Annotated in this window: 12 protein-coding genes; 10 read left to right on the forward strand and 2 right to left on the reverse strand. The window is 61.4% G+C overall.

Annotation, left to right across the window (positions count from 1 at the left end; genetic code table 11):
- From dnaA to gyrB, 5 genes are all read left to right on the forward strand, one after another.
- Entirely contained in the window at positions 1-1,431 is a 1,431-nt protein-coding gene (gene dnaA, locus E0H22_RS00005) for a chromosomal replication initiator protein DnaA (protein WP_233023744.1), read from the forward strand.
- 215 nt (positions 1,432-1,646) lie between these two features.
- Positions 1,647-2,765, forward strand: coding sequence for a DNA polymerase III subunit beta (gene dnaN / locus E0H22_RS00010; RefSeq protein ID WP_233023745.1), 1,119 nt, complete (start codon positions 1,647-1,649; stop codon positions 2,763-2,765).
- Between the two features lie 196 nt (positions 2,766-2,961).
- Positions 2,962-4,098 (forward strand): DNA replication/repair protein RecF, encoded by a 1,137-nt coding sequence (gene recF / locus E0H22_RS00015; protein WP_233023746.1) that lies wholly within the window; start codon positions 2,962-2,964, stop codon positions 4,096-4,098.
- Positions 4,099-4,176: 78 nt separating this feature from the next.
- On the forward strand, positions 4,177-5,328 hold the full coding sequence (locus tag E0H22_RS00020) for an FUSC family protein (RefSeq protein WP_233023747.1): 1,152 nt from the start codon (positions 4,177-4,179) through the stop codon (positions 5,326-5,328).
- Positions 5,329-5,520: 192 nt separating this feature from the next.
- Positions 5,521-7,962 carry a DNA topoisomerase (ATP-hydrolyzing) subunit B gene (gene gyrB, locus E0H22_RS00025; protein WP_233023748.1) on the forward strand — a complete coding sequence of 814 codons (2,442 nt, stop codon included), beginning with the start codon at positions 5,521-5,523 and terminating at the stop codon, positions 7,960-7,962.
- 127 nt (positions 7,963-8,089) lie between these two features.
- On the opposite strand, the gene E0H22_RS00030 is transcribed toward gyrB, so the two are convergent.
- On the reverse strand, positions 8,090-8,608 hold the full coding sequence (locus E0H22_RS00030) for a MarR family winged helix-turn-helix transcriptional regulator (RefSeq protein WP_233023749.1): 519 nt from the start codon (positions 8,606-8,608) through the stop codon (positions 8,090-8,092).
- Positions 8,609-8,771: 163 nt separating this feature from the next.
- On the opposite strand from E0H22_RS00030, the gene E0H22_RS00035 reads away from it, so the two are divergent.
- The 5 genes from E0H22_RS00035 to E0H22_RS00055 are packed head-to-tail and all read left to right on the forward strand — an operon-like array spanning position 8,772 to position 13,809.
- Positions 8,772-9,236, forward strand: coding sequence for a RidA family protein (locus tag E0H22_RS00035; protein WP_233023750.1), 465 nt, complete (start codon positions 8,772-8,774; stop codon positions 9,234-9,236).
- A 49-nt stretch (positions 9,237-9,285) separates the two neighbouring features.
- Positions 9,286-10,836 (forward strand): sugar ABC transporter ATP-binding protein, encoded by a 1,551-nt coding sequence (locus tag E0H22_RS00040; RefSeq protein ID WP_233023751.1) that lies wholly within the window; start codon positions 9,286-9,288, stop codon positions 10,834-10,836.
- The gene (locus E0H22_RS00045; protein ID WP_233023752.1) at positions 10,833-11,810 is read left to right on the forward strand and encodes an ABC transporter permease; all 978 of its coding nucleotides are present in this window, start codon (positions 10,833-10,835) and stop codon (positions 11,808-11,810) included. The genes E0H22_RS00040 and E0H22_RS00045 overlap by 4 nt, the downstream gene beginning before the upstream one ends.
- Positions 11,807-12,787, forward strand: coding sequence for an ABC transporter permease (locus tag E0H22_RS00050; protein ID WP_233023753.1), 981 nt, complete (start codon positions 11,807-11,809; stop codon positions 12,785-12,787). Before E0H22_RS00045 ends, E0H22_RS00050 begins: the two co-directional genes overlap by 4 nt.
- A gap of 47 nt (positions 12,788-12,834) precedes the next feature.
- Positions 12,835-13,809 carry a sugar ABC transporter substrate-binding protein gene (locus tag E0H22_RS00055; protein WP_233023754.1) on the forward strand — a complete coding sequence of 325 codons (975 nt, stop codon included), beginning with the start codon at positions 12,835-12,837 and terminating at the stop codon, positions 13,807-13,809.
- 776 nt (positions 13,810-14,585) lie between these two features.
- Here E0H22_RS00055 and E0H22_RS00060 read toward each other — a convergent pair.
- Entirely contained in the window at positions 14,586-15,566 is a 981-nt protein-coding gene (locus E0H22_RS00060) for a Bug family tripartite tricarboxylate transporter substrate binding protein (RefSeq protein WP_233023755.1), read from the reverse strand.
- Positions 15,567-15,699: the final 133 nt, after the last annotated feature.

Genomic DNA, 15,699 nt, shown 5'->3' on the forward strand with positions numbered 1-15,699 from the left:
ATGTCGAACATGGAACAGGATCACTGGACTCGCGTGAAGGGCCGTCTGCGCTCGAGCGTCGGCGAGGACGTTTTCTCGAGCTGGTTCGCACGTATGGATCTGGAAGCCGTACAGGACGATTCCGTGCACCTTTCCGTGCCGACCCGCTTTCTGAAGAGCTGGATCCAGGCTCATTATGCCGAGCGTGTACTGGACGCCTGGAAAGCCGAGATGCCCAAGGTGTCGCGCGTCGATCTCTCCGTGCGTTCGGCCATGCGTAATGTGGCCCCGGTCAGGGACATGGCCCCGCAGGCCGAGCCGCGCCGCAACGAGCCGACGAGCAATCGTCCCGCCGCCGAACTGCGCAGCACCGCAACCGCGCCGGTCTCCGCAAGCCATGAAGCGCTCGGTGGCTCACCGCTCGATCCACGCCTGACCTTTGCCAGCTTCGTGCTCGGTCGCGCCAATACGCTCGCGCATGCAGCCGCGCGCCAGGTCGCCGAAGGTCGCCGCGGCGACCCGGTGATGTTCAACCCGCTTTACATCCATGCCGGCGTCGGCCTCGGCAAAACGCATCTGCTGCAGGCGATCACCTGGGCAGGCAATTCCAGCCCTGACCGCAAGGTGCTGTATCTGACTGCCGAGAAATTCATGTACGGCTTCGTTGCCGCGCTGAAGACACAGACGGCGCTCGCCTTCAAGGAAGCGCTGCGCGGCATCGATGTGCTTGTCATCGACGATCTCCAGTTCCTCCAGGGCAAAACTACTCAGGCCGAGTTTTGTCATACGCTGAATGCACTGATCGATGCCGGGCGCCAGGTGGTGATCGCCGCCGACCGGCCGCCGTCGGATCTGGAAAGCCTCGATGAACGTGTGCGCTCGCGCCTCGCCGGCGGTCTCGTCGTCGAAATGAGCACGCTTGGCGAGGAACTGCGCCTGGGCATTCTGAAATCGCGCGTCGCGGCAGCGCGTGTGCATCACGCCTCGTTCGACGTACCGGAAGCGGTGCTGGAATATCTCGCGCGCAGCATCACCCACAATGGCCGCGATCTCGAAGGCGCGATCAATCGCCTGCTCGCCCATTCGAAGCTGAATGCCACGGCGGTGACGCTGGAAATGGCCGAGCGGGAAGTGCGCGATCTCATTCGCCCGATGGAGCCGAAGCGCATCAAGATCGAGGATATCCAGCGCGTCGTAGCGCGGCAGTATAATGTCAGCCGCTCGGATCTTCTGTCCTCGCGTCGCACCGCCAATGTGGTGCGCCCGCGCCAGGTGGCGATGTATCTGGCCAAGACGCTGACCCTGCGTTCGCTGCCGGAAATCGGCCGCCGCTTTGGTGGCCGCGATCACACCACCGTGCTGCACGCCGTTCGCAAGATCGAGGCGCTCGTCGGCAAGGACACAACGCTGCAGGACGAGGTCGAGAGCCTGAAACGGCAGCTGGCGGAGTAGCCGCTTGAGGATCGTAGCCCGGACGGAACGCCATGAAATCCGGGCTACGCATGCGCATGGGGAATGACGACACCCGTGTGACCATAAACGTGGGGAGGTGCACAGCAATTCATCCCCAAATCTCTTGCACTTCCCGCGCTTTACCGTCACCTTGCGGTCCCCGCGGCGCTCTTCCGGCTGCCCGGAACTCCCATCGGTAATCGGGCGGATTTACTATGAAGGTCACGGTCGAACGCGCGCAGCTCCTCAAGTCGCTCAGCCACGTCCATCGTGTGGTTGAGCGCCGGAACACGATTCCGATCCTCGGCAACGTACTGATCCGTGCCGAAAATGCCCGCCTTTCGCTCAAGGCCACCGACCTCGATCTCGAAGTCACCGAGACGCTCGCTGCCGAAACCGGCACGGCTGGCTCCACCACCGTTCCCGCCCACATGTTCTACGACATCGTCCGCAAGCTGCCGGATGGTTCGCAGATCGTGCTCGAGGCCGACGGCGATCGCTCGGTCATGGCCATTCGCGCCGGCCGCTCGCGTTTCACGCTGCAGACGCTGCCGGAGAATGATTTTCCGGATCTGGCAGCGGGCGAAATGACGCACTCGTTCGCGCTGCCGGCCGCCGACATCAAACGCTTGATCGACCGCACCCAATTCGCGATTTCGACGGAAGAGACCCGCTATTACCTGAATGGCATCTATCTCCACGCCGCAGGCACAGACGCCGCAGCGACTCTGCGCGGCGTCGCCACCGACGGCCACCGTCTGGCGCAGATCGACCTCAAGCAGCCGAAAGGTGCCGAGGGCATGCCGGGCGTGATCGTGCCACGCAAGACCGTCGGCGAAGTGCAGCGCCTAATCGAGGACACCGAAGCCGAGATCACCGTTGAACTGTCGCAGGGCAAGATCCGCTTCACCCTTGGCAATGTGGTGCTGACCTCGAAACTGATCGACGGCACATTCCCTGATTATGGCCGCGTAATCCCGCAGAACAACGACAAGGAACTGGTGATCGACAAGAAGGATTTCGAGAATGCGGTGGACCGCGTCTCGACGATCTCCAGCGAACGGGGCCGCGCCGTGAAGCTGGCGCTGTCGGCCGGAAAGCTGGTCCTGTCCGTCACCAATCCGGATTCGGGCAGTGCAACGGAAGAGCTCGAGGTTGAATATGCCTCGGACGCGCTCGATATCGGCTTCAACTCGCGCTACCTGCTGGACATCGCCGCGCAGATCGAAGGCGAAGTCGCCGTGTTGCGGCTGGCAGACCCGGGTTCGCCCACGCTGGTCCAGGACAAGGACAATAAGGGCGCGCTGTATGTGCTGATGCCGATGCGGGTGTGACGCTGCGCAAAGAGAATGCTGTTGTCGTCACCCGGTCGTGCGCGCAATACGCGCCGGGATCGGGATGACCCAGTAAACATTGACAACTCTGCGGTACACCGGCTCCGGCGTTTGCTGGATCGCCCGGACCAGCCGGGCGATGGCAGGACGAGCTTGGGGCTCACAGATCCATTTGCACTGAGTCCCATCATTACCCATGACCGCCTCCCGTATCCATCGCCTCTCCCTCGCCAATTTCCGCTCCTATCGCGCGGCGTCGCTGGAGACGTCGGCGGACATGGTGGCGCTGGTCGGCCCCAATGGCGCCGGCAAGACCAATTGCATCGAGGCGATCTCGTTTCTTTCACCCGGCCGCGGACTGCGACGCGCCACACTGGAAGATGTCGCCAACAAGGACGGTGACGGCTCGTGGGCCGTTTCGGCGACGGTTGAGGGCGAAGTGGGCCTCGCGACCCTTGGAACGGGCATCGATCCCCCGATCGAAGGCGTATCAAACTCCCGGCGCTGCCGGATCGACCGTGAGCCGGTGGGCTCAGCGGCCGCGTTCGGCGACCACCTGCGCATGGTGTGGCTGACACCGGCAATGGACCAGTTGTTCATGGGCGCCGCCTCGGAACGGCGGCGCTTCTTCGACCGGCTGGTACTGGCCATCGACAAGGATCACAGCAGCCGCGTCTCCGCACTGGAACGCAGCCTGCGTTCGCGCAATCGCCTGCTCGAGGAGCGCAGCAACGACGGACATTGGCTCGACGCGGTCGAGCGCGAGACGGCAGAACTCGCAGTGGCTGTAGCGGCGATGCGCAGCGAGACGGTAACGCGGCTTGCCGCAATGCTGCATGCTCGCGGGGAAGCGTCCGCCTTCCCGTCGGCAATCGTTTCACTCGACGGATGGATGGAGCAGGCGCTTCGCAGCGAGCCGGCAACAGCGGTAGAAGATCGCTACCGCGCCGTTCTGCGCGATAACCGCCCGCGCGATGCCGCCGCCGGCCGCACACTGGACGGTCCGCATCTCACCGACCTGCAGGTAATCTACGCACCGAAAAACATGCCGGCACGCGATGCCTCCACCGGCGAACAGAAAGCTCTGCTGATCGGCCTGATCCTCGCCCATGCCACTCTGGTGGCGGAGATGACCGGCATCACGCCGCTGCTGCTGCTGGACGAAATCGTGGCGCATCTGGACCCCGACCGTCGCAAGTCGCTGTTCGGCGAGCTCGCGACCCTTGGTGCGCAGGTCTGGATGACCGGCGCCGACCCCGCGGCCTTCATCGATATCGGGCCGATGGGCGAACTGTTCGATGTCGTGCAGGGACGCATCGCACGACGCGGTTGAGTGCCATCTGCCCTCATCCTGCGGCCATGATCGATCATCGCTTGCCGCCCATTCCGCATCGCTGCAAGCTATGCTGCGATGCTGACCTTTCTCTTCCTTCATCTCGCGCAGATCGCGAGCGCTTTCTGGACCGAGCTGCGCACGCTGCCTAAACCCGGCCCGCGCATGATCGACGAAATCGAATGCGCGCTCTCGGTGCTGCTTGCAATTCTGATCTCGCACCAGATCGGCGCCGAGAATGTCGGCTGGGCCGCTTTCTCCGGCTATATGGTGATGCGTTCACATGTGGCCGAAAGCTTTGCCCGCGGCGTGCTGCGTGTGATCGGCACGCTGATCGGCGCCGGAGGCGCGCTTTTGCTGGCACCATTTCTGCTGCCGTCAACGCTCCTGCTGAGTCTGGGCTTGATGGTCTGGGGCGGCGTCACGCTCTATTTCGCCATTGTCGGCAAGCGCGCCTACGCCTGGCTGTTCACGGGCCTGACCTTTCTCATGGTCCTGATCGAAGCCATGGAACATGCGAACGAGCCGATCCGGCGCTTCGCCACAACGCGCGTCCTGGAAGTGCTGGCTGGCACCATCGCCTGCGTCATCGTCAGCGCGATCTCGACCTGGACGATCCGGCGCCGGCTGCCCAACCCGGATCAGAACCTGCGCGCCAAGCCGGTCGGCTTGCCAGCCAAGCAATGGCAGGCAACGGTGGCACGCCACGCGCTCACCGGCGCGATCGCGCTGGCGTTAATTCCCGCGGTCTGGCTTGCCTTCGGCATTCCGGAACTCAGCCAATCCGCTATCACGATCTTCGCTGTCATGCTGGTGCCAGCCGCCGCGCTGGCTGGCGGCATCCTGAGCCCGGTGTCATCTCGCGTGATGCAGCGGCTGGTCGGGTGTCTCGTAGGCGGCTTCCTCGGCGGTGCGATCCTGCTGCTGAGCCAGCACTCTCCCACCGCCATGACCATCGGCCTCGTGCTCGGCATCATCATCGGCCGCCATATCGAGAATGGGCCAGCCTCCATGAGCTATGCGGGCCTGCAATTCGTGCTCGCCTTCGTCGTGGTGCTGGTGCCCGACAATTACGCCAATGCGGCCCTGCAGCCCGGCTATGAACGGCTGCTCGGCATCCTTTTCGGCATGGTGCTGCTGGAGCCCGTGGTGCTTGCCGCGCACCTGATCGCACGGCGCGGAGGCCGCAAGGAACCGCGAAATCCGGCGCCAGAAGGAGCCGGACATTAGCGTTTTGCCACGCTCGGAATCCGACTTCCAAAACAGCCGTTCAACGGCTTGAAAATCTGCCTGAAAACCTCATCTATTCAACAGCTTGCTGCGCATGACTTTGCGCTAGTTTCGATGCCGGTTTCGTGGCACAAATAGCGTCCATCAGACGACGTTTCCCGCGCTGATTCGGCACATCTTCGAAGGCATTCCATGACTGAACCAGCCCGGCAGCCCATCGCCGAAACCGAACATGTCGTTCCCGCCGAGTATGGCGCGGAATCGATCCGAGTCCTGAAGGGTCTCGACGCCGTTCGCAAGCGGCCGGGCATGTATATCGGCGACACCGACGACGGTTCCGGCCTGCACCACATGGTCTATGAAGTCGTCGACAATGCCATCGACGAAGCCCTGGCCGGGCATGCCAGCGCGGTTGAGGTCATCCTCAATGCGGATGGCTCGGTAACCGTGCGCGACGACGGCCGCGGCATTCCGGTGGACATCCACAAGGGCGAAGGCATTTCGGCGGCCGAGGTCATCATGACCCAGCTCCATGCCGGCGGCAAATTCGACCAGAACTCCTACAAGGTGTCGGGTGGCCTGCACGGCGTCGGCGTGTCCGTGGTGAATGCGCTATCGAGCAAGCTGATTTTGCGCGTCTGGCGCAACGACAAGGAGCACTACATCGAGTTCGCCCACGGCGAAGCCGTCGCGCCGCTGGCTGTCGTCGGAGACGCCAATGGCAGGCGCGGCACCGAGGTGACGTTCTATGCGTCGGCCGAAACATTCACGATGGTGGAGTATGACTTCGCCACGCTGGAGCATCGCCTGCGCGAACTCGCCTTCTTGAATTCCGGTGTCAACATCAAGCTCTCGGACCTCCGTCATCCCGAGGAGAAGCACGAGACCATGATGTATGAAGGCGGCGTCGAGGAATTCGTCAAATATCTCGACCGTAACAAGAAGGCGATGGTGCCGGCGCCGATCGTGATGCGTTCTGAACAAAACGGCATATCGGTGGAAGTGGCCATGTGGTGGAACGACAGCTATCACGAGAACGTGCTGTGTTTCACCAACAACATCCCGCAGCGCGATGGCGGCACCCATCTCGCCGGGTTCCGCGGCGCGCTGACGCGCCAGGTCAATGGCTATGCCGAGGGCATCGCGAAAAAAGAGAAGATTTCGCTGACCGGCGACGATTGCCGCGAAGGTTTGACGGCGGTTCTTTCCGTGAAGGTGCCGGATCCGAAATTCTCGTCGCAGACCAAGGACAAGCTGGTGTCCTCGGAAGTCCGTCCGGTGGTCGAGAACGGCATCAACGAGGCGCTGGCCGCATGGTTCGAAGAGCATCCCACCGAGGCCAAGACCATTGTCAACAAGGTGATCGAAGCCGGCGCCGCGCGCGAAGCCGCCCGTAAGGCACGCGAGCTGACACGGCGCAAGGGGGCGCTGGATATCGCCTCGCTGCCCGGCAAGCTCGCCGACTGTCAGGAGCGCGATCCCGCCAAATCCGAACTGTTCATCGTCGAGGGCGACTCGGCAGGCGGTTCGGCCAAGCAGGGGCGCAACCGCGAGTTCCAGGCGGTGCTGCCGCTGCGCGGCAAGATTCTCAATGTCGAACGCGCGCGTTTCGACAAGATGCTGTCGTCCGAGCAGATCGGCACGCTAATTACCGCGCTCGGCACCGGCATCGGCCGCGATGATTTCGATCTGTCGAAACTGCGCTACCACAAGATTATCCTGATGACGGACGCCGACGTCGACGGCGCGCATATCCGTACGCTGCTGCTGACCTTCTTCTTCCGCCAGATGCCGACCTTGATCGAGGGCGGTTATCTCTATATCGCGCAGCCGCCGCTCTACAAGGTGACGCGCGGCAAGTCCGAGCAGTATCTGAAGGACGAACGGGCGCTGGAAGACTATCTGATCGAGACCGGTCTCGACGACTGCCTGTTCCGTATGGCCTCCGGCGAAGAACGCACCGGACGCGACCTGCTGGCGCTGGTGGAAGATGCGCGCGTGATCCGCACGACGCTGAACAATCTGCATTCGCGCTATAACCGTGCAGTGGTCGAACAGGCCGCGATCGCCGGCGTCCTCAATGTCGAGGTGACGCGCGATCTTGCCAAAGCCAATGAGGCTGCGACCTATATCGCGCATCGTCTTGACGCCCTGGCCGATGAAGTCGAGCGCGGCTGGACCGGCGCGTTCCGCGAAGGAGAAGGCTTCTTCTTCGAGCGCACGATTCGCGGTGTGAAGGATGTCGCCTTCCTTGACGATGCTCTGCTCGGCTCGGCCGATGCCCGCAAGCTTGAGGAATATGCGCAGCGCCTGCAGGAGGCCTATCCGAAATCCGGCATCCTGCGCCGGAGAGATGCCGAGTTCATTATTCACGGTCCGGTGTCGCTGTTCGAGGCCGTCACCGATGCCGGCCGCAAAGGCGTAGCGCTGCAGCGTTACAAAGGACTCGGCGAGATGAATCCCGGCCAGCTCTGGGAAACCACACTCGACACCAACGAGCGTTCACTGCTGCAGGTAAGGGTGAAGGAAGTCGATGAAGCCGACGATATCTTTACCAAGCTGATGGGCGACGTCGTCGAACCGCGCCGCGAATTCATCCAGGACAACTCGCTAAGCGCAAATGTGGACGTTTAAACGAGATAAGACAGGCACATTCAACCAGCGCAATGCCATTCTGGTTAAAGACATGACAGCGTGGATCTGCGCAAACATTGCCCGCAGTAACAGGCTAGCTAAAGCCCAAGATAACTTCGGAAGATAACTACGGTTCTGAACGCTCGTTCGAGACCAAGAGTTTTCGCAACAAGCGCGTCAAGGTCTTGCGCTCACTATCTGTCAGCACGGCATCGACCGAGCGTGAAAGCTTGAAATGCCGCGCGATCGCTTTGTCTACTGCACTTCGGCCCTTGGCCGTCAGTGTGATCCGCGCTCCGCGGCCATCATCGGGATCCTGACGCCTGATGATAAAGCCGTCCTGTTCGGCACGGCGCAGTCGTGCTGTGAGCCCTCCCGACGACAGCAGGCACTCGGCATAGAGATCTGTGGGACGCACGCCGCTGCTGCTCTCTGCCTCCCGGCGATAAATCGTCAGCAGCAGGTCGAACAGCTCCCAGTTGAAGCCCTGCTCCTGCAGCGCCGGCTCGATGGCACTGCGCATATGCACCGACAGTCGCATGATCCGACCGACGACGTCGAGATGGCCCGCGTCGAGGTCGGGGCGGCGACGAAGCCAGCCTGCGATGATCTGATCAATCGAATCGTTGCTCATAAAGCGAAGCATATAGGCATATCGCCCGGAATATATGCAAGCTCGCCGACGGTGACTTAAACACGCTTACCTTTGCCAAAAGATATTTTATCTTGACTCAAAGACAATCTGCCATCACGCTCGACCTCGATTAAGCAGGCAGCCGACAGGTTGTCCGGTACCCGAGGATAATACGATGACAGCCAAGCCGGCCTTTGCGACCTCTCCAAGCAATCAGCATGTCAAGGAAATCCAGACGCAGCCGGAGCGGAAACCGGACATGCCCTATGCGCCTGCGATTCGTGTCGAAGTCCCATGCGGCATGCTCTTCATCTCCGGAGCCACGCCATCGCCGCTCTATCACAAGCATCCGCATGTGCTTGAAGAGCACGACCATCCCAACTCGATCGAAGAACAGACCCATCGCGCCATGAAGACGATCCAGTCGATCCTCGATCACGAAGGGTTGGCCTGGACCGACATCGTCAAGGTGACGAAGTACCTCACCGACATCCGTGACCAGGACGGCATGGTGAAGGTGATGAAGGAATATTTCGGCGATTGGACGCCGGCCAGCACCACCATCTGCATCAACCAGCTTTCGACCCAGGGCGCCCGTGTCGAACTCGACATGATCGCCGCCATCCCCCCGGGAAAGTAACCGACTCCCGCCCGGCCCCGGGGTCCCGGGCCGAACGAGGCCGACAACGATGCACGGCACCGACATTCGAGATACACAGGAAGATCGCGCGCTGGATGCGGCGGCAACAGGCGCTGCATCCGCGCCGCTGCTGCATCTGAATGCGATCGACAAATCCTTCCCCGGCGTGCATGCGCTGAAAGGTGTGTCGCTCGACATTCACGCCGGCGAGGTCCACGTCATACTCGGCCAGAACGGCGCCGGAAAATCAACCCTGATCAAGGTGCTCTACGGTGCCTATGCCGCCGATAGCGGTCATATCGAGCTCGAAGGCCGACCAGTCGTCATTTCGAGACCAGCGGATGCAAGCGCGCTCGGCATTGCCGTCATCTTCCAGGAATTCTCGCTCGTCCCCTATCTCAACATCGCGCAGAACATTTTTCTCGGCCGCGAAGGCGTATTCAGCCGCTTCGGCTTCATCGACTCGGCAGCCATGCATGCCGCGGCGCACGTCATCCTCGACGACCTCGGGCTCGACTACAACACCCACGCCTTTGCTGCCGAACTTGGTGTGGCACAGCAGCAGATGGTGGAAATCGCCAAAGCATTGTCGCAGAACGCGCGGGTGCTGGTGATGGACGAGCCGACCGCCGCAATCTCGGAGCGGGAATCCGAACGCCTGTTCCAGACAATTGCCCGGTTGACCGGACGCGGTGTTGCGATCGTCTATATCTCCCATCGCATGAAGGAAGTGCAGATGCTCGGAGATCGCGTCACGATCCTGCGCGATGGTGCCGTGGTGACTAGCATCCTGCGCGGTGAGATGAGTCAGGCCGGAATGGTCGGCGCGATGATCGGCCGTAGCTCCGGCTCGCAATTTGTGCGGACACCACGCCCAGCCGGCGAGCCTATCCTGTCCGCGACGAACATCAGCACAGCGAAACTGTCCGATATTTCCATCGAGATCCGTGCCGGCGAAGTCGTGGGGCTGGCGGGCCTTGTCGGATCCGGACGAACCGAGGTCGCACGTGCCGTGTTTGGTGCCGATCCGATCACGAGCGGCGAGATCGCCTTGCGGGGAACACCGGTGCCCTCGGCGCTCGACGCACGCGTGCGAGCCGGCATGGCGCTGCTGCCCGAGGACCGCAAGCAAGAAGGCCTAGCACTCCCGCTCGACATTCGCGACAATGCCACCGTCGCATCGCTGTGGCGCAGCTTCACCTCCGGCTGGTTTTCCCCAGCCGTGGCTGAGCGCAACACCGGTCGGCTGATCTCGCAGTTGGCCATCGCCGCCCACGGCACCCGCCAGACTGTCCGCACGCTCAGCGGTGGCAATCAGCAGAAAGTCGTGCTGGCGAAATGGCTCGCAGCCGGGGCGACTTTGTTTTTGCTCGACGAGCCAACGCGCGGCGTCGATGTCGGCGCGAAGGCTGAGATCTATCGCCTGATCGATCAACTGGTTGATGGTGGCGCCGGTGTCGTCGTCATCAGCTCGGAACTGCCAGAACTCGTGCAGCTATGCGACCGCGCCTATATCATGCGCGACCACCGCATTGTTGGTCATCTCGCAGGCGACGGGTTGACGGAACGGGCCATCCTCGAACTTGCGGTGCACCAATGAGTGTAGTGAGCCAGCCAGCGCAAGCGCCCGGCCTTGCGTTTCGCCTTAGCAGCATCCCCGGCGCCGGCGTCCTGCTCGTGCTGATGCTGGTGCTGTTCACGATCGCCAATCCGCGCTTCGTATCCCAGACTAACCTCGTCAATGTGGGTCTGCAGACTTCGCTGCTGCTGATGATCGCCCTGCCCATGACGCTCATCATTCTCACTGAAGGCCTTGACTTGTCGGCTGGCGCGCTGCTCGGACTGAGCGGCGTGATCGTGGCCGAGGCGTTGTTGGCCGGCTGGGGCATATTCACCTCCTGCGCGATCGCAATTGTGATCAGCATCGCATTCGGCGTACTCAACGGCTTCCTGATTGCGTATCTGACGCTCCCTGCATTCGTGGTCACCCTCGGCACGATGGGACTGATGCAGGGCATCGCCCTGGTCATGACCAATGGCGACCCGGTCGGCGGCTTTACGCCGGCCATCGAGACCTTTTACCGGTCGCAGTTGGGTTTCATCCCAACCCCCATCATCGTTGCCATCATTCTCTACCTCGCGCTCTGGGTGCTGTTGTACCGGACGCGGATCGGCAACTACGTGGTTGCGGTCGGTGGCAACAAGGACGCGCTGCGTCTCGCCGGCATCCGCGCCGATCTGGTGCACCTCGCCGTCTACGTGTTCGGCAGCGCGATCGTCGGTCTGTCCGCGGTGCTACTGATCGGACGCACCAATTCGGCGCATCCGACCGTGGGCATCGGTATGGAATTCGAGGCGATCGCCGCGGTGGTGCTCGGCGGCACGTCGTTCGAAAAAGGCCAGGGCTGGCTGTTTGGTGCGGTCCTCGGCGCGCTGGCCATTACCGTATTGCGCAACGGGCTCAACATTCTGTCCATCGACTCCTCGCTGCAGGTGGTCTGTATCGGCATCCTCCTCATCCTAGCTCTGTTGATCGACCAACGGCGTAAGCAATTCCTGAGGCAGGCAGCATGACAATCTCTGTCGCATCCAGCACTCAGCCCGCACATCTCTCGGCTGAAACGACGGCGTTACTCGGCCGTCTGATCCTGATCTTACTGATCGCTGGCGCGTTGACCGTGGTCGATCCCGGCTTTGCCTCGGTCAGCAATCTCCTCAATATGCTGCGGCAGGCAAGCCTGCTGTTCCTGATCGCATCCGGCCTGACGCTCGTCATCATCGGCGGCGGCCTCGACCTTTCCGTTGGCGCCAATCTCACATTGTCGGCCTGTCTTGCGGCGGCGGCGATCAAGACCACCGGTAATCCCTGGTATGGCGTGGTCGTCGCCATCGTCACCGGCACGCTGATCGGCTCCGTCAACGGACTGATGATCAACCGGCTGCAGTTGCCGCCATTTCTCGCCACTTTCGGCATGCTGTGGGTGGCACAGGGCGTCGCCTACTGGTTCATGGCCGGCCAGACCATCTATGGCATGCCGACCTCGTTCCGCTATTTCGGCACCGGGTTCCTTCTCGGCGTGCCGCTGCCGATCTGGATCATGCTGGCAGTCTGTCTCGCCTGCAGCATTCTCCTTCATCGCACGACCTTCGGCCGCGAAGCTTACTTCATGGGAGCCAACCAGTCCGCGGCGTTTCTCTCCGGCGTTCCGGTCGAGCGGCGGCGTCTCCTGCTTTATATGCTGAGCGGCCTGACATCCGGCATCGCCGCCCTCGTCTATCTCGCCCGGCTCAACGCAGCTGAACCCGGCATCGGCGAGCCTTTGCTCCTCCCGGCCATCGCGGCCGTGCTGGTGGGCGGCACGTCTCTGTTCGGCGGCAGCGGCAATATCGTCGGCACCGTGCTTGGCGCCGTTCTGCTCACCATCATCGTCAACGGCCTTAATTTGCTGAATGTGGCCGCCACCTGGCATCCGTTCGTCAACGGCGCCGTGGTGCTGATCGCCATCCTCGCGGACCTCGTCATCAGCCAACGCCGGTCAGGGAGCACCTGACCCAAGATCATCCAATCGTTTCGTCATCTACAACCAAAGGGGCCATCATGCGAACCACCAGACTATTCCGATGTGTTCTCGCCGCACTCATCTGCGGCACCCTGTCCCATTCGGCGGCGCGGGCCGATGGCGAAACGATCGCTGCATTCACCAAGAACCAGGTGGACCCGCATTTTGAAGGCGTGCGCGCCGGTGTCGCGCAGATGGCCGAGAAGATGCGCGCGACGGTGAAATACTATACACCGACCAAGCCCAACAACATCACTGAAGGCATGTCCCAGCTTGAGGACGTCGGTGTGACCAAGCCGAAGCTGATGCTGTTCATGCCGATCGATGCCAAGGCGCAGGTACCGACCGTCAAGCGCCTGATCGAATCAGGCCTTCCCATCATCAACTACAACGACCGCGGCGGCGATGCGCCTTACCTCTCCTTCATCGGGCAGGACGACTACAAGCTCGGCTACGACATTGCCAAGACTCTTTTCGATCATCTCGGCGGCAAGGGTAACGTTGTCATCCTCGAAGGCGTCAAAGGCTCGACCACCGGCGACGAGCGCAAGCGCGGCTTCGATGCCGCCGTGAAGGACTATCCGAACATCAAGGTGCTGGCCTCGCAGCCCGCAAACTTCCAGCGCCTGCTCGGCATGCAGACGATGGAAAACCTGATCCAGCAATTCAGCAGCATCGACGGCGTGATCTCCGCTGCCGACGCGTCGGCGTTGGGCGCCATCGAAGCGCTCAACGCCGCCGGCCGCAAGAATGTCGCGGTCGTTTCAATAAACGGCGTTCCGGAAGCCGTCGAGGCTGTGAAGGCAGGAAGCCTGCTGGCCATTGCCGAGTTCGACGGTTTCAAGATCGGCTGTGTCGCCACCGCAGTCGGCCTGAACGCCATTCGCGGCCAGAGCGTTCCAAAGCAGGTCATCATCCCTGGTGCGATCATCACGAAAGCCAACTACGCCCCTTGGCTAGTACCGTATAAAGACCGCACTTGTCCCCCCGCCGATGCGTACAAGGGGGGTTAAGCCCAACCGATGCCGTCTGCAGACCCAAGGCACTCAAGCTTATTCTGCAAAGGACGTCCATTTGCCGAGATCGTATGCAAGCATCTGACCTCGGCAGACCCCCTTTCAAAAAATCTCTCTTCTCCACTGCGAGCGATTACTTGCGTTTCGCACATATGATGATGAATGGAGACGAGCTTGACGGGGTCAGAATCCTATCGCCGCGGACAGCCGAGTTCATGACCATCGATCACATCCGCGATCCTGGCGGTTCGACAACTTCGATCGCTGGGCCGCGGGGTATGATTTCGGATTGGGATTTGCAGTTCGTCGCGAGACTAGAATGGCGGTCGTAACGGGTAGTCCTGGAAACTTTAAATGGCCGGGCATCTCCGGGACTTCATTCACCGTCGATCGCAAGCAGCGCGTGGTCGCCCTCACGCTAGTCCAAGCTCCGTCAAACCGCATACAAGCCCGCCACTTCTTCAATGGCATGATCTATTCGGCGATCCCTCGCGACTAGAGGTATTGGGCAGGCTTCAAGCGCCAGTGCACTGATCTTCGATTGTATCAGCGTGTCGGCAGCGTCGGTTTAAGATGGTCATCACCGGTCTGACGGTAGCGCCGTGACAGGAAATCGAGGCGAGAACGTTCTACCACTCCGCCGACACATGATGAGTCTGAATCGGCCGAGACGAGCCAATAATACAAAACGCCCGCTCCATTCTTCGTGAAGCCGGCGTTTTCTTATTGAATGTCTTTGGCTCGGGTGCGGCAGCCGCCTTCCTGTATCCTGCTTAGTTCGAAATCTTCGCTTTCGCGCGCGTCACGATGTTTTCCATTCGCGCCGATTCCTTCTGGATGAACGCCCCGAATTCCTCGGGCTTGTCCGCGATCACGGTTAAGCCAAGACCTTCCAGACGAGATTTGACGGTAGGATCGTGCAACGCATCGACGATGGCTTTGTTGAGCTTCTCGACGATGTCCTTCGGGGTCGCAGCCGGAGCGACGAAGCCGTACCAGATGCCTGCCAGAAGATCGGGCGTGCCTGCCTCCGATGACGACGGCACATTCGGTAATTCCTTTTTGCGCTCCGGCGCTGTGACCATGATCGGCTTCAGCGCGCCGCTTTGCGCCTGCTGGACGACGTTCGAGAAATTGTCGCAGATCATATTGACTCGACCGCCGAGGACGTCCTGAATCGCCGGCGCCGGTCCCTGATACGGGATATGCGTGATGTCGACGCCTTCAAGCACCTTCAGAGTTTCGCCGCAGAGATGACTGGTGCTGCCGTTGCCGGCGGAAGCGAAGGTTAGCTTGCCGGGCTCGGCTTTCGCGAGCGCCACAAGTTCTTTCAGAGTATTGGCTTTCACCGAAGGATCGACGACGATCATGTTGGGTGTGGAAGCTGCATTGGCGATCGGCGTGAAATCTTTCGCCGGATTGTAGACGGGCTTTTCATAGATCCACTGATTGATCGCAAGCACACCGGTGGTTCCGAGCAAGATCGTGTAGCCATCTGGCGGTGCAGAGGCGACGCGGACGGCGCCAATCGTGCCATTGGCACCACCGCGATTTTCAATGATCACCGGAACGCCATTAAGCGACTTGGAGATGAGCGGCCCGAGCAGTCGCGGAATCGAATCGCTGGTGCTTCCCGCCGGGAACGGCACCACGATCGTAATCGGCTTTTCAGGAAAGCCGTTCGCCTCTGCACCCGAGACCGCGAGAGAGAGCGGCGACAACAGCGCCGCAACAACGAATATCGTCAGTTTCATCGATCGATCCTTATTTCGCATTCCGAACACTCTGCATGACATCTTGAGAACCACGGCCTCGGTGCCTTCCCCCGCGTAATTCCTGTCCAGCCAACGGTCGCATGCCGTCGATCATCGTCTCAAAGGCCGTCGA

This window comes from Rhodopseudomonas boonkerdii, from assembly GCF_021184025.1.
GTDB lineage: Bacteria > Pseudomonadota > Alphaproteobacteria > Rhizobiales > Xanthobacteraceae > Tardiphaga > Tardiphaga boonkerdii.